Genomic DNA, 19,355 nt, shown 5'->3' with positions numbered 1-19,355 from the left:
GGCTGTGGTCTTCTGACTTCGGCCGCCCGGTGTGTGCTCACGCCACGGTGCATGAGCCGTTTTCGACATTGTGAATCCGAATGGCTGACAGCAGAGCACAGCAGGCGATAATCTGAGTCAAAAGTCAGTGATGCCCAGGTGAGTTCAGCTTTCGCGGGAGTTGTGCACGCGGGGTGGGCGGCACCTTGGCGGGGGAGAAGGCTTCGAAGAGGAGGTCCTGTGTCAGGCACGGCAGGCAGTCAGGCAGAGGAGCGGGTTCAGGCAACCCAGCGGGTGCGGATGGGGCGGCCAGAAAAGCAGCCGCGCGCGAACCGAGCGGTGGCACGAGCTATGGCTTTGGCTGGGCGAGATGTTGTGGGCCAGGCCTACGGGACTCGCGGGTTGGCCGAAGAATTGGGTCTTTCGCAGACGCTTGTTTCACGCGCCTGCCGGTGGTTGGAGGGTGTGGCTGACAGTGCGCCGAACGCGGATGAGTTGCCGACTTGGGTGCTCATCGATGAAATCCGGGTGGAAGACAGCCGCCTGACGCTCATCTTCAGGGCGGGGGAGAGGGTGAGTGCCTCGCGCCCTGGGTGGGGGTCGACAAACAAGCGTCGTCGCGGCTGGGCGTTCTTGGGCGCTTTGCGGCAGTGGGCAGATCGGGATGTGTTCAGCATCCACACCGTCACGCCGGATGGCTCGGCCCGTGTGCGCGAGTTCCATGACTTCGACGCTTTCGCTGGAGCGATCGCTGGACTCCTCACCCGCGTGAGCAGCGGTGTTGCTCTGGGAGGTTCGCTGGGACACGGCGGCGAGCCCAGCCTGAGCGAGCCGGCCGGCAATCCCGCCGGAGCACCCGGGCGTGAAAGCGTCCCCGCTGCGGACGGCGTTCCGTTCGATGTTCTCGAATTTTTGGCCGATGCGGTCGCCGCGGACGTCAACACGTTCTTCTGGAGAAGGCCGGTTGAGGCGCTCCAAATTCCATCTACTTTTGACTCACTTTCCGGTGTTGCTGGCTCTCTTGATGCAGCAAACACGGCAGACAGCTCAAGCGATTCAGCTGCGGCAGGCAGAACCAGCGCGGGCGGCCAACATCCGGGCAACCACAACCAGAACAACCAGGCCGATACTCGGCGCCCATTCCTACATCCGTGGCGCGAGGTCGGCGACACGGTATGGCGGCGAACCCTGGTGGCGGAGTTAGAAGCCGATATCCGCGAACGCGATCTGCATGCGGGCGATCAGGTGTCGGTGCGGCATTTGGCGGATCGGATGGGCGTTGCGCAAAGGGAGATTGTGCGCGGGCTGGGCCAGCTGCAGACCAGCGGTGTGCTCGAACGCGCTGGCAGTATTTTCCGCTTGCCGGTTGTGTCCGGTGAAAGTGTGCTCGACCTCTACGCCGCACGGTACGCGGTGGGGATCGTGGTGATGCGAGGCGCCTCGGCAGGGCGAGCTTCGCGCCAACCCACAGCCGGACGCACGGCCGCGGGAAGCGCCAACTCCCACCAGGCGTCAGCCGGTCACACCACCCCCAGCCAGCGCGCCTCAAGCGAGCTGAGTGGGAGCCGGGTGGCGCCTCGTGCGGAGCAGGCTCGCGGGTCCCTGCACATTGCGGACCGCGCCCTGTCGAGGCTCGAGGCGGATGATTCATTGGGCCCGCGGTCGGTGGATCGGTTGGATCTGCAGTTTCAGCAGGGGCTTGCGGAGGCGTCGGGTTTGGAGCACACGGCGGATGTTTTCGATTCGCTGGGGCAGCGGTTGCGGCTGCTCATTGCGATTCTGCGGGTGGATTACGCGCCTGCGGCGGCGAAGATCCGCTCGGACAATGCCGCGATTCTGGCGGCTGTGCGCAAAGGCCGGGCAGACGAGGCGATCGCGGTGTGGCGCAGCAAGATCGAGAACGCGGTGCGCCATATGTCGTCTGTCGCCGGTCTGCGCCGCTTCGATGTGGCCGCGTGGCAAAGCCTGGTTGAGTAGAGAAAGGCGGGAAGGCCAACCCAAAGGGCCCCCGCCATTGATTGAATCTTCAATCTACAAATGTAACAATCCAAACATGACTGACCGCGAAAAGCTGCACCCAGAACACTCGAAGCCGGGCGTTTACGTGTCCAAGGGCAAGGCGTTCGAGCGCGACATGCGCTACATCGACGATCGCATTGTGGCCGACCCGGCCAATACGCCGAAAAAGCACGATGACCAGGTTCTGTGGCCCGTCGAGGCCGGACGGTACCGTCTGGCGGCGGCGAAGGCGTGTCCGTGGGCAAATCGCACGCTGATTGTGCGCAGGCTGCTGGGTTTGGAAGACGCGATTTCGCTGGCATTGGCTGGACCGACGCACGATGAGCGTTCCTGGACTTTCGACCTGGACGAGGGTGGCGTCGACCCGGTGCTCGGCATCGAACGGCTGCAGCAGGCCTACTTTGCGCGCTTCCCCGACTATCCGCGGGGGATCACCGTTCCGGCAATTGTCGAGGTGGAAAGCGGCCAGGTGGTCACGAACGACTTCAATCAGATCACCTTGGATTTCTCGACGGAATGGACCGCGTTCCACCGTGAAGGCGCGCCAGATCTGTACCCTGAAGCGCTGCGGGATGAGATGGACCAGCTGATGCACTGGGTGTTCACCGAGGTCAACAACGGTGTGTACCGCTGTGGTTTCGCGGGATCGCAGGAGGCTTATGACGACGCCTTCGAGCGCCTGTTCACGGCTTTGGACCGGCTTGAGGAGCGCCTGACAGGCCAGCGTTTCCTGATGGGTGACGCGATTACCGAGGCGGATGTTCGTCTGTTTACGACGCTCGCGCGGTTTGACGTTGTGTACTACTCGCACTTCAAGTGCAACCGTCAGCAGCTGCGCGACTTCCCGGCGCTGTGGGCGTATGCTCGCGACCTGTATCAGATGCCCGGTTTTGGTGACACGATTGACTTCCAGCAGATCAAAGATCACTACTACATCGTGCAGAAGTCGGTAAACCCGACCGGCATTGTGCCGTTGGGTCCGGACACTTCGGTGTGGAGGGAACCGCACGGGCGCGAGGCACTGTCGGACCGCCCTTGGGGCGACGGCACAGCGCCGCAGCCGGTGGAATGATTTTCAGTTCCGAACTCACGAGGCGCCGGTCCGGTTCGCGCGCCAAACTCACGAGGCGCCGGCCCGGGTGGCCGGCCGAGCCTCACCCGCCCGGCCGAGCCTCGCCACCCGGCCGGGCCTCGCCACCCGGCCGGCCGCCGCCCGGCCGTACTCGCCACCTTCCGGCCACCCCGGCGCTGGTAACTCACAACCCCCGGCCGATGAGTTCCTTCATGATTTCGTTTGTGCCGCCGTAGATCTTCTGTTCATCGCTTCGGACTAAAGTCCTCGCGATGGGGTATTCGTTCATGAAGCCGTAGCCGCCGAAGACCTGCAGCACTTTGTCGACGATGGTGTTCTGCATGTCGGTTGCCCAGTATTTGGCGGCTGAGGCCTTTTCGGTGGAAAGCTTGCCAGCGGTGTGTTCGGCAATCGCGTGGTCGACGAACGTGCGTACGGCCAGTGCTTCGGTGGATGCTTCGGCCAGAACGAATTTGGTGTTCTGGAATTTGACGATCGGCACTCCGAACGCTTCACGGTCCTTGGCATAAGAAATACCCGCCCGCACTGCGGCTTCGGCGACTCCGGCACCGCCGACGGCAATCGCCAGACGTTCCTGCGGCAGCTGGTTCATCAGCTGGTAGAAGCCCTTGTCTTCGCCGGCCTCGCCGCCAAGCACATTCCCAACCGGAACCCGCATGTCGGTGAAGAACAGTTCGCGTGTGTCCTGTCCGCGCATGCCCATTTTGTCGAGCACGCGGCCGCGCTCAAAGCCAGTCGCCCACGTTCCAGAATCACCGACAACGTCTTCGCCGCCGACTTCGGCGACGATGAGCGAGATTCCCTTGGCCCCGGGTTCGTCCGAGGTGCGGGCCACGATGATCACCAGGTCGCAGTGGGTGCCGTTGGTGATGAAGGTTTTGGAGCCGTTGATGACCCATTCGTCGCCATCGCGCACAGCCTTTGTGCGGATGGACTGCAGGTCGGATCCGGTGCCGGGTTCGGTCATGGCGATTGCTGCGACGTATTCGCCGGAGGCCAGTTTCGGCAGCCAGGCTTTTTTCTGTTCTTCGGTGCCGTATTCGAGGATGTAGTGCGCGCAGATGGACGAGTGCACGGAGTAGCCCCACGCGTCGTCGAAGGCGAGTCCCTGTTCGTGCAGCACAATCGCTTCGTGGCGGAAGTCGCCGCCTCCGCCGCCGTATTCTTCGGGCACCGAGATGCACAGCAGCCCGGCCTGCCCGGCTTTGCGCCACACGTCGCGGTCAACGCGGTGCTGTTCGGCATAGCGTTCCTGGTGGGGTGTGATTTCGTTGGCGATGAATTCGCGGGTCAGTTTGCGCAGTTCGCTGGTGTCTTCGTCTTCCCAGGTTCCGCGGTAGTTATCCAGGATCATGTGTGCTCCTTTGTGTGGGGTTCGGTTGTGTCGCTTGTGTAGGTGACACGGACGGCAAGGTCAGTGGTGCTGCGCGGGGGCAGTCCGTCTGAGTTTTCGAGGCCGTCCCATATGTGGTCGAGCATGGGCACCAGGAAGAGCCGGCCCAGGTAGCGCACCAGGAGTTCGGCTACTTGGACTGCTTCGGGCCCAGTCGAGGTGGAAAAGCCGGCACTGCGGGCACCCCGGATCACGTCGCGGGTGAGTTCGGTTATCCGGTGGGCCAGGCCCGAGGCGCCCTCGGCATCCGCTCCCGGGGCCAGCAGGATGCGCCGGGTGTAGTCGACGATCTCGGGGTTGGCCTCCAGCAAGCGCCCGACGTTGGCGTCGCGGATCCGACGCAGTTCCTCGGCGGTGCTGATGTCGGGTGGGAGGTCGTCGAGGGCTTCCCTCAGACGGGCGAGGATGTCATCTTCGATTGCCCGGATGAGCCCGGCTTTGCTGCCGAAATGGTGGACGACCGAGCCGTGGGCAATCGGGGTGGCTTCGGCGATTTGCCGCAGTGACACAGCGTGGTGGCCGTGTGCTGCGAACAGTTTGAGCGCTGCTGTGCGGATGCGCGCTTTTGAGGACATATCGCTGCGTGTCACGTCAGCCATGTGCGTGTCCTCTCGTGTTGGGGTCCCGTTGTGAGGCCGTTTTCGGGCCAGTGGTTTCGGATGTTTCCGAAGTCCCGGTCTTCACTCTTCTCCAAATGGATAATAACCAATACACTTGGAGAACAACAGGGGTTTGAAGGAGAGCCCCCGTAGGTCGGGATGACCATCTCAAAGACGCGAAAGGATCACCCATGGCCCACTTGTCCACCATTCTTGAACGCACAGCACAGCGCCGGCCTGAGGCCACAGCGCTCATCAGCGACGAGCTCACCATGTCCTATCCGCAGCTGAATGCCGCGGCCAATCAGTTCGCCCGAGTGCTGGCCGATCACGGTGTGGGCAAGGGTGACCGCGTGGTTCTCAACAGCATCAACAGCCCGTACTTCGTGGTTGCCGCCTATGCGGTGTTCAAGCTCGGGGCTGTTCTGTCCCCGGCCAACCCCCAGTCCACGGGCCCGGAACTGGCGTACTTCCTGCGTGACTCCGGTGCGAAGGCCTTTGTTGCCCACCCGGCACTTGCCAAGCCATCAGCGGATGCCTTCAACCACCTCGGCGGTGGGGAAGAAGAGACCCCCGCCCCCGAAGCCCCCATCGGTCTGAGCCTCGGTCCTGTTGACCCCTCGACCCCGGGTGCTGACCGGTTCACAGACGCGCTCGCCCTGGCAACCCGGGCCGATGACACCAACCTGGGCACAGCGGTAGAGGAGAGCGATAACGCGCTCATTCTTTACACCTCGGGAACTACGGGTAATCCCAAGGGAGCGGTCCTGGATCATCACGCGGCCATTTGGGCCGGTCTGTCGCTGGGCTTGAGCACGGGTCTGCACGAGGGTGAGCGGGTGCTGATGATTGCGCCGATGTACCACTCGGCGCCGTTGACGAACGTTCTGTTCCCCACGATTCTGGCCGCTGGCGCGATCGTCATCCGTCCGACGTTCGACCCGCAGGATGCGCTTAACGCAATTGAAAAACACAAGTGCACGTTCACGTTTGCGGTGCCGACCATGTTGGCGCTCATGCTGCGGGTGCCGAATGTGGAAAGCATTGACGTTTCGTCGATGCAGCGGATCTTCTACGGGGCGGCACCCATGCCGGGTTCGCTGGTCACCAGGGTTATTGATGCGTTCCCGAATGCTCGGCTGACCCAGGGTACGGGCCTGACTGAGGGTGGTCCCGGTGGGGCGGTGCTCACGCACGAGGAGATTCTTCAGCGCCCGTGGGCTTCTGGCCGTGGGGCGAACCCGAATGGCGTGTATCGGATTGTCGACCCTGAGGGCAATGATGTTGCCGAAGGTGAGGTCGGCGAAATGATTCTTAAGTCCGAATCGATGATGAAGGGCTACTGGAACAAGCCGGAAGAGACCGCGAAGACCATCCGGGATGGTTGGCTGCACACCGGTGACCTGGCAAAACGTGAATCTGATGGGTTCATGACGCTGGTCGACCGGATGAAGGACATGATCATCTCCGGTGGGAAGAACATCTATTCCGCCGAGGTGGAGAATGCTGTCTCTGGTCACCCCGGTGTTCTGGACGTGGCTGTTGTGGGTGATCTGCACGAGGTCTACGGGGAGACGGTTGTTGCGGTGGTCGTGCCGGCTGACCCGGAGAACCCGCCCACGCTGGAATCGATTCGTGAGCACGCAGCGCAGACTCTCTCAAAGTTCAAACTGCCCAGGAAGGTGCTGTACAGGGACATTCCGCGCAACCCGTCGGGCAAAATCCTCAAGCACCGCCTGCGTGATGCCGTGAGGGCCGAATCCGCGGGGGAGTGATCCCGGTAGGTGGCTCGTGAGGAGTGAAGGAGCGTTCCGGGTCTTCCTGGGATGCCCCTTCACTGGTGTGGCGGACCAGAAGGCGGCCATGGAAAAGGCGAAACTGCGTCGGAATCCGCCATCGGGTGGTTGCAGGGTCGTTTGCCTTGCCGGGCTTGGTTTCTGTATCGACAGAATGTGCCGAGTCAGCACCTTGAGGGAATATGATCTGTGCCATGGTCGCAGTGCTTACTGATCTCGACGACAAACTGAAATCACTGTGTGTCGTTGACCGCGGTACGTACGACTATTTGTCGGTTGATGAGGTTGAAAACCTGGCCGAGGTGTTCGCTGTTATCAACAGCGGATTAGTCTTCAAGAGACCGAAGGTGGTGGGCCGGTGCGTGCGCTGACGCAAGAGGAAACCGGCTTCGTCCGGCACATGTGTGAGCATGGGTGGGTCGACACCGCGGCGGACATTGACCGGGCAAAACTAACCCAGCAGGTTGACTGCCTGATGGTTGAGTCCGGGTGCGAGTTGGACAATTGCCCGTGCCTTGATTTCGCATATCAGAACCGCAAGGGCGAGGCTGATCATGGCGGTGACTACCGTGCTTCAACCGAGCAGCACGTTGTCTTGGTGATGGACGTCAACGGTACGCCATGGCAGGCGAACTTGTTTGTGAGTGGCGGGTTTATCGGCTGGTTGGAGTTCTCCAGCTTCAGCGACGACTATCCGTCGCGTTTGCCGTCGATCAGTGACCTCAGCTGAGCTGACAGTTGGCGGGGTGGTTGGTCCGAAGTGAGTCCGCAGGGTTGCGTAGATAAGGGTGATCAGCTCGCACAGAAGCCAGAAGGTTTCGGTGATGATCGCAAGGCCAGCATCATGATGAAGCCGATGATGAGCACTTTGATCGGCGCGGGAAGTTTCAGACCCAATTTCGCCATGGCAGGGTCCTTTTTCATGAACCAGGTGACGTAGTTTGCCGGATAGTGCCCCGCGATTGTTACGAAAGAGGGGGCTTTGTGAGGCTTGAGGGTTAAGCGGGTCGAGAGTATCCCAAAAGCAAAGTGGGCGATGCGTCCTGGGCTCCAGGACACATCACCCACGTACGAGGTGGAGATTCAGCCGATCAGGCGTCTTCCAGTTCCGCTTGTGAGGTGGGGGCTCAAGGGGGCACAGCGACTCAGGTCCGTCAGTGCACGTCCTCGGGCCTGCTTGCATGTTGTTCTTCATGAACCTTGGCCGAGTAAGTCACGTGAGACATAACTGTGTTATGGCCCCCATTGAGAGCTGGTATGTGGAAAGCTGGGAAGGGCTTGTTCGAGTGGCCTGGAAGCCGGTGGCAATGGACTTGCTTATAACTATGGACACAATCAAACTGGAGTGAGAATATGGGGTTGGCCTGCAGAAAAACCCTACGATGGCACAACTCCTTACTACTGTGATGGGAATACCAAGAAGTGGCGTTTCTGGTCCAGCGACATGATAATGCCCTGCGACATGACCGGTGGAGCAAGTGGAGGCCCCTGGCTACGAACAAGAATCGATGCGAATCTGGGACATGTTTTCGGTGTAACATCTCGCCGTACAACTTCAGGAAGTAAGTTACTGATTTCTACACCTTTCGATGACGCGGTAAAAAATCTTTTCCAAGGTATTAAATGAGCCTGACAAAGAGGCGTTGGTTGCCTATATCGGTCGCAATATTTATTATCTGCCTTGTGATCGGGATAGTTTTTCTTGCCTTTTATTCACGGCAAGCTACTCCAGTGCAGGACTCTCCAACATCAACGCAAGCGCCTGTTGAACAGAGTGATTATTGGAATAAAGAGCGAATGGAGTCAGCTACTCCCGCTCCCATGCCATCGCCGTAAAAACAGTGATACTTTCCCAGTTCAAACTTACTCATATTATTTCTTATACACATGCCGTCGGTATCTCCACCTGTCGTTACCACGCGCAGTCTTGGACGAATGACACGGCTTACACAAGGCTTGCAGGTTCGCCTCATCATGCGTGCCACCATCTTCGAGCGGGACGATGTGGTCAACCTCTTGGGCTGGCGTCACACGCCCCTGAGTCTGGCACTGTTCGCACAACGGGTGGGCTTGGATGTAGGCGTTGCGGATTTTGCGCCGGCGGTGGTCGTAGCGCTTGTTGATCGCAGGGTCACGCTGATACGTCCGGTACCGCTCGTCTTCTGCACGAGCGTGAGCCGGGCAGAAGCGGTGGTCGGTGAGTTCTGGGCAGCCGGGTTGGGAGCAGGAGCGTTTCGGTTTCCTCGGTACCACACCCACCTCCCACGAATACGGCAAGACCCCCAGACGGGCTACCGAGCGTCTGGGGGTCTTGGCCTAGTTGTCAACCGCTTACTACGTTACGGGCTGGTTTGGGGCAAGTCATCCGCGTTTGCCGACACCTTTTGGCGGGTGGGTTCACAGTCCACTCGGCCCATACAATGCCGTCGCCAACCGCCCCAGCGCCCGTGACTTCTTCTGGTGCGCGGTGGAGCGTTCGACGTAGAAGTGGTCGCACACCAGGTTGACGGCAAGAAACTGGACGTAACCTACTCGGTCGAAGAAGTCGCGGTCAGCGGATTCAAGTCCGAAGTGTCTGGTGACGCTGAAAACGGCTTCATCATCACGAACACGCAGATTCCACCGGTTTCTGAAGTGTCCGTCGAAAAGGTGTGGAAGGCTGCTGATGGTTCCGAGCTGGATGCTGAGTGGACCGTGCCAGCGAAGGTGCAGCTGGTGAAGACTGTCGATGGTAAGTCGACACCTGTGGGTGACCCGGTTGAGCTGAATGCTGACAACGGCTGGAAGCACACCTTCAAGGGCCTGCCGAAGACGAAGACCGTTGACGGCACACAGATTGAGGTTCAGTACTCGGTTGAAGAGCTGAGCATGGACGGCTTCACTTCGACGGTGAGCGGCAATGCGAAGGATGGATTCACCATCACGAACACGCAGATCCCACCACCAACACCTGAGCCCACTCCGGAACCGACGCCGGAGCCGACGCCGGAACCCACTCCGGAAACAACACCTACGCCGACGCCGCCCGCGCCTGAAGAGCCGCAGTTGCCGTTGCCTCGTACCGGTGTTGAAATCGGTGCAGCTGTCGCCCTGGCGCTCGCACTGATCGGAACCGGTGTGGTTCTCGTCAGGCGCAAGAGGAGATCTTGGAGCGCCCGTGGGCTTCTGGCCGTGGGGCGAACCCGAATGGCGTGTATCGGATTGTCGACCCTGAGGGCAATGATGTTGCCGAAGGTGAGGTCGGCGAAATGATTCTTAAGTCCGAATCGATGATGAAGGGCTACTGGAACAAGCCGGAAGAGACCGCGAAGACCATCCGGGATGGTTGGCTGCACACCGGTGACCTGGCAAAACGTGAATCTGATGGGTTCATGACGCTGGTCGACCGGATGAAGGACATGATCATCTCCGGTGGGAAGAACATCTATTCCGCCGAGGTGGAGAATGCTGTCTCTGGTCACCCCGGTGTTCTGGACGTGGCTGTTGTGGGTGATCTTCACGAGGTGTACGGGGAGACGGTTGTTGCGGTGGTCGTGCCGGCTGATCCGGAGAACCCGCCCACGCTGGAGTCGATTCGTGAGCACGCAGCGCAGACTCTCTCAAAGTTCAAACTGCCCAGGAAGGTGCTGTACAGGGACATTCCGCGCAACCCGTCGGGCAAAATCCTCAAGCACCGCCTGCGTGATGCCGTGAGGAGCGAATCCGCGGGGGAGTGAGCGTGGTAGGTGGCTCGTGAGGAGTGAAGGGGCGTTCCGGGTTTTCCTGGGACGCTCCTTCATTGTCGTGGTGTCTTGTTGATGGCAGTTCAGAGATATTGCTTTTTATAACCCAGGGGTATGTCCACTTGCGATCCCTAGAATGAAAGGCACCCGCCGCTTATAGTCTGTTCCGAAACGCTTGTGTCGGCTGGGGAAGTGTACGTTGGACAGTCCGGTAGAGGCAGAGAGTTGCTGATGAGTAACAGTGAGAGGCTGTGGTCTGAGGCTTATGAAGGTCCTGACGGCGGCCAAGCAAGAGGCGAAACTGCTTCGGAATCTGCCATCACGCGCGGGTGCACCGAGCAGTCGCTTCACGGTGAGGGACCCCGCAAACCTGGGGCTTACGCTGTGGATGCGAGAGCGGCGGATGTCGACAGGCTTTTGAATCAGGCTCGGGCCGACTGGCGCGAAACGTTGGACATCCTTGCTAACAGATGATCGCAGCTGAGTTTGTTGAAATCACAGTCGTGAAAAATCGGGGCAGCGTCGCTGAAATTGCTGATTTCCTCAACCGGCACCAAGTTCTGCCTTAAGTGGATTTCGATGTGGGCCGACCCTTGTTTCAAGGGAACGCCACGAGTAGAGTCAATTGCGATCGATCCCCGACCAGGCCTCTTGCCCTAGGGCAATGCACAAATGGTCGGGGCCTTTTCTTGCCTCGTGAGGTTTGCGCGGGTGCTTACGCAGTCCCTTATGCCGGTTCGAGGGCTGCGTTTCTGTCTTTTCGTCCCTCTTGTTGCTCTCCTCGGTTCGGGGCAGCGAGAAGAGTCCGCGGAGGGTCAGCAGGGTTGCGTTGTGTGGAAGCTTGAGGGTAAAGGACGTCTTCTGCTGGCGCTTGGCATTGCCAGCAACTCATGAAAACAGCTGCCCATTGGAACGAACCAATGGGCAGCTGTTTTCGTTGTTCAGTTAGACCGTTGGTGGCTTAGTCCTTATAGAGGACTTCAGGTAGCCACGTGACGATCTCGGGGAAGATCGAGAACAGAACAATTGCCAAGCCCAGCACCACGATGTACGGGGCTGATCCGGCCAGGATGTCCGTCAGTTTGATCTTCGGAGCGATTCCCTTGATCACAAACAGGTTGAGTCCAACCGGTGGCGTGATAAGTCCCATTTCCATGTTGATGGTCATGACGATGCCGAACCAGATGGGGTCGAATCCCAATTCCAGAATCAGTGGAAGCAGGATGGGGGTCACCATGACGACGATGGATACCGGCGGTAGGAACAGTCCCATCACCAGCAGCACGATGTTGATCAGGATCAGTACGATCCAGCGGTTGAGCTCAAAGTCCGTGATCGTCGATGCCAGTTCTTGCGGCACTTCCAGGTAGCTCAGCACCGTGGCGATCACTGCCGAGAACGCTGTGATCATCAAGATCATCGAGGACTGAGACACCGAAGACTGGAGCACCCCGAGGAGCTCCTTGCCGTTGTGTTCGCGGTAGAACACGATCACAAGCAGAGCAACCAGGATGACACCGATGGCGGCTGCTTCACTCGGTGTCGCAATACCGCGGTACAGAACAAACAGAACGGCTGCCACGAGAGCGCCGAACGGCAGAACCTTCACCAGGGCGGCAAACCGCTCACCCCAGGTCCATGTGACAGGGCCGTCTTCGGACATTCCGATGACGCGGCTGGTTTCGCCGTTCGACTGTTCTGCACTGAGGCGCTTCTGATCGCGTGTGACTGCAATGTAGATCCAGATGCAGAACATGATCATGACGACGATGCCCGGAATGATGCCAGCCGCGAACAGCTGACCGATGGACTGTTCCGAGGCAATGCCGTACAGGATCAGTGTGACGCTTGGTGGGATCAGGATTCCGAGAGTTCCGCCTGCCGCCACAGCACCCGTTGCGATTCGAGCGGAGTACCCGCGCGCTTGCATTTCAGGGATCGCAACGCGCCCGATGGCTGCTGCGGTTGCGGGGGAGGACCCTGTCATTGCTGCGAAGACAGTAGAGGCGACGACCGAACTCATCGCCAGTCCGCCTCGGATGCGCGACAGCCATGCTTCACCGGCGACGAACAGCTGACGGGACGCCTTCGAACCGCCGAAAAGGTTGCCCATGAGGACGAACAGAGGGATCGCCAGCAGCCCGAAGTCGTTGAGCGAATCGAAGGTGAGTTTGCCGAAGAGTTCGGTGTGCTCGGGGCCGAGGAAGATGAGGATAGCTGTCAGAGCGGTGATCGCCAGAGCAAAGGCGATCGGCATGCCTGATGCGAACAGAACAAGCGAAATGACAATGATCAGTCCGCCGGAAAGCAGGGGACTCATGGCTGTTCCTCCTGTCCTGATGCTTCAAGCAGAGTGTCCGCCTGTGTTTCGGCAGCTTCACTCGTGCTTCCCAGCAGGGTTACGTGTTTGGGATCCAAGCGGCCGATCAAAGCGAGCACTGCTTCGATGAGTTCCCCTACGTACTGGAGAAACACGAGGCCCATCCCTAAGGGGATCAGGGCATACGGAATCCAGAGGGGTGGTGCCCAGGCGCTCGCTGAACGGGTATCGAGCGCATAGGCCTGAAGCCAGATCTTTCCGCCAGTCCACGCAACGACCGCGACAACTGCGAGGACCATGATGGTCGTGATGATTCGCAGGACGAGGCGGGGCTTGAGAGGGAGGGCTTCTGGCAGGAGGTCGACGCCGACGTGGGCGTTGTGTCGCACTCCGTAGGCGGCACCGAGGAATGCCACGCAGATGAGCAGGTAAATAGTTGCCTCGGTCTGCCAGCCGGTGGGCTCTTTGAGCACATAGCGGACGAACACTCCCCACCCGGTGACCAGGGTTGCGGCGATCATGGAAATGCCCGCAGCAAGGCCGGAAACCTCGGAAATCGTGTCGATGATTCGGCAGACGGCTGGTTTAACCGTATTGTTCTTCGGGTTCATTGCTCACCGTGTCCGTTCTTCCTGGCAAGCTCCATGAGCTCAGCACCGCCGGGCACATCCTTGCTGTAGGCATCCCATTGTTTGCGGGCAAGCGGAAGCCACTTGGCGAAAGCCTCATCGTCAATTTGAGTGACTTCAACACCAGCATCGGCAAAGATCTTTTCGACCCGTTTGTCATCGGCTTCTGAATCGGCGTAGGACTGTTCTTGAAGGTCTGCCGCTACGTCCCACAGGATTTCCTGCTGCTCAGGGCACAGCTGTTCGAAAGCGCTTCTTGTCAGCGCTAAGGGTTCGTACATGAACCAGAAGGTGTTCTTCGTCGGCGAAACGTAAGACTTCACGAGCTCTTCGAGCCTGTAGGAGGCGAAGGAACTCGATGACGTGACAGCGGCATCGAGAACACCGGTCTGCATGGCCGAATAGATTTCGGAGCTGGGCAGGCTGGTAATACCTGCGCCGGCTTCATGGAGCATGTGCTCCACGTAGTTGCCGGCGGCCCTCAACGTCGTTCCTGAAGGAAGGTCCTCAGGCGTGACAATTGGGGCTGATTTCGAGCCGATCCCTCCGGCGTTCCAAACGTGAACCAGGCGGACCAGCCCGTTGTCCAGCATTGACTGATCTATTGCTTTGCCCATGGGACCTTCGTCCCATTCCTGTGCTTCGGTGTGACTGCGGACGAGGCCAGGCATCAAAGTGATCGACCACGCGGGGACATGCCCGGATGCGTAGTCCAGAGGCATGATCGCTCCGTCGATCGAACCGGCAAGCATCGCGTCGTACTGGTCATTCGGTTTAGAAAGCGTCGAATTCGCGAAAACCTTGATGTTGACTTCACCATCGGTTTCTTCTGTGACCTTTTTGGCGAAGTCTTCGGCAAGCTGTGATCGAAAGTCACTGTCGCCATCGCGGGCTGCGGGCCATTGGTGCGACAGTCGGAGACTGTGACTGGTGCAGCTCGATGCTGCGCCGATTGTGCCGTCTCCACTTTCTGTTTGTTTTCCGTAGCCTGGCGCGCATCCGGCTGCAGTGACCAGAGCGAGGGCTGTCATTGCTGAAATAAGAGCGCTAGGGCGTGCCATGTCCACCTCCTTGTGGATTGTGTGTGGGTATAACCTATGTCACAAAAGTGGGTGGCGATAGAACCATATCGCTATCTGAGCAGGACTTTTGCAGCATTTCAGCGCATTCCGGCGACAGCGACCCTCGCTTTGCTCCAGCACTGCGGGTGCCTGTCTGGTTGGCTCCCCGCCGCTGCTCGTGCAGGATCGCCGGAGTCACGTCAGAGCGGTTATCATAATTATCATAAACTTTCATAAGCGATCGTGAGAGTGGCACATGACTGATGCATTCGATATTCCGCCGGTTCCCGATGGCGATTACGTGCGCTCGCCATTCACGCCGACCTTCGGGGTGATTCCGCCCCGCCTGGCTGACCGACAGCAGCTGGTTGATGCTTTCGCACGGATGCTTGATGAGGGGCCCGGGGCTCGCGGCCAGGCCACTCTCGTCACCGGACAGCGCGGTATGGGCAAGAGCGTGATGTTGAAGGTGTTTCAAAAGGTCGCTCAGTCGCGCGGTTGGATATGTGCTCAGGACCAGGCCAGCCCAGGTGTTGTTCAGCGGTTGACTGAGGCCCGAATCCCTGAAGCTATGGCGACGCTCGATTGGGAATCGCAGTCGAACATGCGCATCACCGGGGGAGGGTTCAATGTGATGGGTTTCGGCGGCAGCGTTTCCACCACAAGTGAAGACCGTTTCCCCGTAACTCCCGATTTCCAGCACCAGCTCATACGTGCAGTTGAAGCACTTGCTGAGCGGGGTTCAGGACTGCTCGTCACTCTGGACGAGGTGCACAGATCAAATATCGATGAGCTGCGTCAGGTTACAGATGCCCTGAGCGCCGCTGTTTCCGAACGAGCCCCCGTCGCATTCGTCGGCGCAGGCCTGCCAGCCTCCATCGATGACCTGGTGAATGACCGTGTGTCGACGTACCTGCGGCGTGCAGAGCGCATTGACCTTGAGCTTCTAACGGAGGCCGGAGCCCGGGAAGGGCTTACCCGCCCTTTGGAGAAAACGGGCAAATCGATGTCGAAACAGGCTCTAGAGGCGGCTGTCGCGGCTTCCGGTAGGTACCCGTACTTGGTGCAGTTGATCGGCGATGAGGCATTCAAACTTGCAGGCATTGAAGACGTCATTACGATCTCGCACGTGCGTCAAGCGGCGGCAGACGCTCAACGGGCCATGTACCGGCAGATTCACGAACCTACATTTGCTCGGCTCTCCAAACGCGATCGTGACTATCTGTACGCCATGTCTGCAGACGAAGGGCCATCCATGACCATCGACGTGGCCAAGCGCATGGACATGGACCCCCGCAATGCTGGGGCCTATCGCAACCGGTTGTTGGCCGCAGGCGTCATCGAGTCGCCCGCACGAGGCGTCGTGACGTTCACGATGCCCTACACGCGTGAATACATTCTGAAGCGTGAGCGCCCGTTCTGAGGCGTAATCATAAGAATCGTGAACTTTCATAAAGGTGGATTAGTGGACGTGGATTCCCGTCATCGAGCGCCCCTTGTGAGGCGGCGCCAGCAGCGGTGATCATGCTGGTGGTGGTTTCGCTGCTTGCCAAACAACAAACGTCCCACGCTGTGGCGTAATTTCTCGCGTGTGCCTGTTTCGAGGCCGTAAACGGTACGACCTCGACAGAAGCCGCGGCATAAGCGACGCGCTGGGACAACGCGCGCCTTAGTTTCTGAGGCTGAACCGTCTAATCTGACTAACGATGTGAAGCTCGGGTCGGACCCGTATGCCCCGGTATGTGGAGGTTGTTGTGGAAGCTCTTTCGCGTGAAGTTCAGCGTGATCGTCTGCACCGGACCATTTGGCAGGTCGCAAAGGAACTCCGCGGCTCCGTCGACGGCTCGGACTTCAAAAGCTAAGTGCTGGGCCTGCTGTTCTACCGCTTCATCTCAGAGAACCTCTCGAACTTCATTGAAGCGAACGAAGGAGCAGGCTTTCGCTACGCGGATCTGAGCGATGTCCAAGCCGAACCGATCCGCGAAATGATGGTGGATGAAAAGGGCTTCTTCATCCTTCCCTCCCAGCTGTTCGAAAACGTGCGGGCGCGTGCAGCGCAGGATCCCAACCTCAATGAAACACTGGAAAAGGTCTTCCAGAGCATCGAAGGCTCGTCGCTCGGCCACCGCAGCGAAGATGACATCAAAGGATTGTTCGACGACCTCGACGTCAATTCGAACCGCCTGGGCAACACGGTTGAGCGCCGAAATGACAAGCTGAGGAACCTTCTCAATGCCATCGGCGATCTTGACCTGGGCGAAAAGCATGATGAGGGCATCGACATGTTTGGTGATGCCTACGAATTCCTCATGCAGATGTACGCATCACAGGCCGGAAAATCCGGTGGTGAGTACTACACGCCGCAGGAAGTCAGCGAACTGTTGGCTCGGTTGACGACCATCGGCAAAACCCGAGTGAACCGCGTGTGTGAAACTTTCATGCCACGCTGGATACAAACGCGCGCGAACTATGATTTAGCCGTTTGACTGGTACAACTAGTGAGGAGGCTGTTGTCACTGAACGTTGAAGGTCTTCGATCGCTCTTCGTCGTGCTCGATCCAACTAATCGTTAGAGTCTGGCCCGACGTTCCCATTGCGTAGACGACTGGGATCCTCCAAACGTTGCCAGGCTCTAGGGTGATGGGTTCATCATTGGTGGTGATGCGCATAACCCCGGACGACGAATCCCCTTCAAATTTCACGGATTCAGCGGCCTCATCGCCGATATTGGTAACTTCAAGCCAATATTTCGTTTTGTATTTGATCTTGCCGCGCTTATCGATTTCTTTTTCGTGTTGTTCGCGCTTTGAGTCAACGCGGAAACGGACACCGGTCGGCGCATGGAGTACCTCAGTAATGAAGGGATCGATCTTGGCAAGGTCATGTTCGATTGCGTTCCAGATCTGGTTCTCCAGTTGGCGAATGTCATCGAATTCTCCGAGCAATCCCCGCTCCCTGATTTTATTCTTGAAATTTCGGAGACCCTCGAGTTGTGCAGTATCGACGTCATGTGGCAGTGGGGCTCTTGAGAAATACAGGTGTACGGGTTTCCCGCTGTTGACGGCACGTTCGATCTCTTCAACTGTTCCCGACACTGCATCTGGTGTTGGTGAGCCGAGGCGGCTGCCAAAAAGTGCGACAACAATGTCGGCTCCTTCGACTCCCTGAGCGTTGATAATCTCCTGGGGGTGACCTCCGAGCAGAGGCACAGAGCCGGTCTCCCACCGCCACGGCAGTAAGACTACATTCCGAGTCGTCGCGTGGACTCGGTTCCATGAATGCAGAGCATCTTCGACTGCATTTCGGGCATCGGGTACGTCAGATGGGGATGCGACGAGAACGCGCAACACGGTTGCCGGAAAGCTCATGGCTCTATTTTACTTGTACAACCGTTCTAGTGACTCGAGAAGAGTCCCAGCGTATTGAGGGTGTCCCTATGGCTGTTGTCGGACAGTTAGGGGGGGGGGGATTCTCGGTTCATAGAGCGTCTCGTGCTTCATCATTGCGTGCATGACGTTCAATCGTTGCCGGGTTAGGCACATGCCGGCCGTGTTGTGCTGTTTCCCCTTGGCCCGTTTCCGGTCGTAGTACGCCTTCGGTAAGGGGTCGTGACACGATGTTGCCCATGCGGATCCGAACAGGGCGTTCTTCAACGGCTTGTTCCCGGTTTGTGAGGGAAACTTGCCTTGAATCGAGGTGCCCGAACGACGGGTGACTGGGGCGATGGCGTAGGCAGCCAGGTGGCCCGGGGTGGGGGACGCGGACATGTCACCAGCGGCCAGGAGGATCTGTGCTGCGGTCTTGACCCCGACTCCCGGGATGCTGGTCAAGATCTGGGTAAGAGGGAGGTCATCGACTAGCTTCTCGACTTCACCGGCAACGATGTCCCGCTGATGTTTGAGCTCCTTGATCTGTGTTGCGATCCGCGGGATGACCAGCTCGACTACTTCGGCGCCGGGGGGGCGTGATGGTCTGCCCAGTCAACGCCGCGGACATGTGGTCGATGAGCGGGCCGGGGCCCTTGCGGCTGTGGTTGCGCGCCCACGGCTTCACCCCGGCCTTGCCGGCAGCTTTGAGTCCGGCGAGCCCGTGGTAGCGGCTGAACAGCTCTAGCACGATTGCTCGTGAGAGCACGGCCCCGGCGAGGAAACGCTCCAGGGAGGGGTGGACCTGAACCAGCAGGGACCGTAGCCGGTTGATTACGCGGGTCGATTCCCTGGTGAAGTCCTCGTCGAATCCGGACAGCACCTTCAATGCTGACAGGATGTCGGAATCGCGGTCCACCGCGATCGGCAGCGCCCCGATCGTGTTCGACTGATCCACGACGATGAGCACCGCCCCGTGCTGTTGCAGGTCGGTGAAGACCTTTCGCAAGGCGGTTTCGTCCTGGGGCAGCTCATGGTCATACACGCGCTGCCCCTCGGGTGTCAGAGCGCAGCCGTGATGGGTGGACTTCCCGACGTCGAGTCCCAGCGCGGTGTCGTATTCGGCTGTCATGACAGGCTTCTTCGCCTGCTGCTGCCCGGTCGCCGGTGTCGTGACACCCGATGCTGGCGTCCACGTTACGAAGAGACCTGGACGAGTTCGTCCGGCCGCGTCCCTATTGGCAGTCAACGCGCGTCCTGGATTCCTGGTGGCAACACCCCTCCGGATGATCAGTGACAGGGCAAGAAAGCCATACCAGGGCCAGCGACCAGATCCCCGTTTGAGGACCCGCCAATGAATGTAACGGGCACTTCGACTC

The 19,355-nt window shown here is 59.2% G+C and carries 17 protein-coding genes and 1 pseudogene; 9 read left to right on the top strand and 9 right to left on the bottom strand.

Translation table 11 applies throughout. The features are described 5' to 3' along the window. Positions 1 to 219 precede the first annotated feature (219 nt). Positions 220 to 1,956: an FCD domain-containing protein gene (locus Bravens_RS02310; RefSeq protein ID WP_062019951.1), complete on the top strand. Its 1,737-nt coding sequence runs from the start codon at positions 220 to 222 to the stop codon at positions 1,954 to 1,956. Between the two features lie 76 nt (positions 1,957 to 2,032). Next, on the top strand, positions 2,033 to 3,070 hold the full coding sequence (locus Bravens_RS02305) for a glutathione S-transferase family protein (RefSeq protein WP_062019948.1): 1,038 nt from the start codon (positions 2,033 to 2,035) through the stop codon (positions 3,068 to 3,070). Positions 3,071 to 3,254: 184 nt separating this feature from the next. Here Bravens_RS02305 and Bravens_RS02300 read toward each other — a convergent pair whose 3' ends face one another. After that, positions 3,255 to 4,445, bottom strand: coding sequence for an acyl-CoA dehydrogenase family protein (locus tag Bravens_RS02300; protein WP_062019946.1), 1,191 nt, complete (start codon positions 4,443 to 4,445; stop codon positions 3,255 to 3,257). Beyond that, positions 4,442 to 5,083 (bottom strand): TetR/AcrR family transcriptional regulator, encoded by a 642-nt coding sequence (locus Bravens_RS02295; RefSeq protein WP_062019944.1) that lies wholly within the window; start codon positions 5,081 to 5,083, stop codon positions 4,442 to 4,444. Before Bravens_RS02295 ends, Bravens_RS02300 begins: the two co-directional genes overlap by 4 nt. A gap of 191 nt (positions 5,084 to 5,274) precedes the next feature. On the opposite strand from Bravens_RS02295, the gene Bravens_RS02290 reads away from it, so the two are divergent. From Bravens_RS02290 to Bravens_RS02280, 3 genes are all read left to right on the top strand, one after another. Then, on the top strand, positions 5,275 to 6,858 hold the full coding sequence (locus Bravens_RS02290) for a class I adenylate-forming enzyme family protein (protein WP_062019942.1): 1,584 nt from the start codon (positions 5,275 to 5,277) through the stop codon (positions 6,856 to 6,858). 215 nt (positions 6,859 to 7,073) lie between these two features. Next, the gene (locus Bravens_RS02285) at positions 7,074 to 7,250 is read left to right on the top strand and encodes a hypothetical protein (protein ID WP_157452685.1); all 177 of its coding nucleotides are present in this window, start codon (positions 7,074 to 7,076) and stop codon (positions 7,248 to 7,250) included. After that, positions 7,238 to 7,609: a hypothetical protein gene (locus tag Bravens_RS02280; RefSeq protein ID WP_062019938.1), complete on the top strand. Its 372-nt coding sequence runs from the start codon at positions 7,238 to 7,240 to the stop codon at positions 7,607 to 7,609. The genes Bravens_RS02285 and Bravens_RS02280 overlap by 13 nt, the downstream gene beginning before the upstream one ends. Positions 7,610 to 7,671: 62 nt before the next feature. Here the strand turns inward: Bravens_RS02280 and Bravens_RS10510 are convergent, their stop codons facing one another. Further along, the gene (locus Bravens_RS10510) at positions 7,672 to 7,947 is read right to left on the bottom strand and encodes a hypothetical protein (protein WP_145990155.1); all 276 of its coding nucleotides are present in this window, start codon (positions 7,945 to 7,947) and stop codon (positions 7,672 to 7,674) included. An 804-nt stretch (positions 7,948 to 8,751) separates the two neighbouring features. After that, positions 8,752 to 9,132, bottom strand: a complete 381-nt coding sequence (locus Bravens_RS10830) for an HNH endonuclease (protein WP_082790979.1) — start codon at positions 9,130 to 9,132, stop codon at positions 8,752 to 8,754. A gap of 234 nt (positions 9,133 to 9,366) precedes the next feature. On the opposite strand from Bravens_RS10830, the gene Bravens_RS02275 reads away from it, so the two are divergent. Next, on the top strand, positions 9,367 to 10,131 hold the full coding sequence (locus tag Bravens_RS02275; RefSeq protein WP_062019935.1) for a Cna B-type domain-containing protein: 765 nt from the start codon (positions 9,367 to 9,369) through the stop codon (positions 10,129 to 10,131). Beyond that, positions 10,128 to 10,595 (top strand): class I adenylate-forming enzyme family protein, encoded by a 468-nt coding sequence (locus tag Bravens_RS02270; protein ID WP_062019933.1) that lies wholly within the window; start codon positions 10,128 to 10,130, stop codon positions 10,593 to 10,595. Before Bravens_RS02275 ends, Bravens_RS02270 begins: the two co-directional genes overlap by 4 nt. A gap of 967 nt (positions 10,596 to 11,562) precedes the next feature. On the opposite strand, the gene Bravens_RS02260 is transcribed toward Bravens_RS02270, so the two are convergent. Genes Bravens_RS02260 through dctP form a run of 3 tightly spaced genes read right to left on the bottom strand, consistent with a single transcriptional unit; the run spans position 11,563 to position 14,611 of the window. Further along, on the bottom strand, positions 11,563 to 12,921 hold the full coding sequence (locus Bravens_RS02260; protein WP_062019930.1) for a TRAP transporter large permease: 1,359 nt from the start codon (positions 12,919 to 12,921) through the stop codon (positions 11,563 to 11,565). Further along, the gene (locus Bravens_RS02255; RefSeq protein WP_062019928.1) at positions 12,918 to 13,532 is read right to left on the bottom strand and encodes a TRAP transporter small permease subunit; all 615 of its coding nucleotides are present in this window, start codon (positions 13,530 to 13,532) and stop codon (positions 12,918 to 12,920) included. Before Bravens_RS02255 ends, Bravens_RS02260 begins: the two co-directional genes overlap by 4 nt. Continuing rightward, positions 13,529 to 14,611, bottom strand: coding sequence for a TRAP transporter substrate-binding protein DctP (dctP, locus tag Bravens_RS02250; protein WP_062019927.1), 1,083 nt, complete (start codon positions 14,609 to 14,611; stop codon positions 13,529 to 13,531). Before dctP ends, Bravens_RS02255 begins: the two co-directional genes overlap by 4 nt. Positions 14,612 to 14,867: 256 nt before the next feature. Here dctP and Bravens_RS02245 point away from each other — a divergent pair, with 256 nt between their 5' ends. Beyond that, positions 14,868 to 16,034: an ATP-binding protein gene (locus tag Bravens_RS02245; protein ID WP_062019925.1), complete on the top strand. Its 1,167-nt coding sequence runs from the start codon at positions 14,868 to 14,870 to the stop codon at positions 16,032 to 16,034. A gap of 439 nt (positions 16,035 to 16,473) precedes the next feature. Next, positions 16,474 to 17,097, top strand: coding sequence for an N-6 DNA methylase (locus Bravens_RS02240; protein ID WP_062019924.1), 624 nt, complete (start codon positions 16,474 to 16,476; stop codon positions 17,095 to 17,097). Between the two features lie 27 nt (positions 17,098 to 17,124). Here the strand turns inward: Bravens_RS02240 and Bravens_RS02235 are convergent, their stop codons facing one another. Together Bravens_RS02235 and Bravens_RS02230 are read right to left on the bottom strand one after the other, a co-directional pair. After that, positions 17,125 to 17,979: a hypothetical protein gene (locus Bravens_RS02235; protein WP_062019923.1), complete on the bottom strand. Its 855-nt coding sequence runs from the start codon at positions 17,977 to 17,979 to the stop codon at positions 17,125 to 17,127. A 66-nt stretch (positions 17,980 to 18,045) separates the two neighbouring features. Further along, positions 18,046 to 19,108, bottom strand: a pseudogene (locus Bravens_RS02230) (IS110 family transposase). Positions 19,109 to 19,355 lie beyond the last annotated feature (247 nt).

The sequence above is a fragment of the Brevibacterium ravenspurgense genome, assembly GCF_001584615.1.
GTDB lineage: Bacteria > Actinomycetota > Actinomycetes > Actinomycetales > Brevibacteriaceae > Brevibacterium > Brevibacterium ravenspurgense.
Note: the sequence above shows the minus strand (reverse complement) of the source record. Positions and strands in the feature narration are given on the sequence as shown.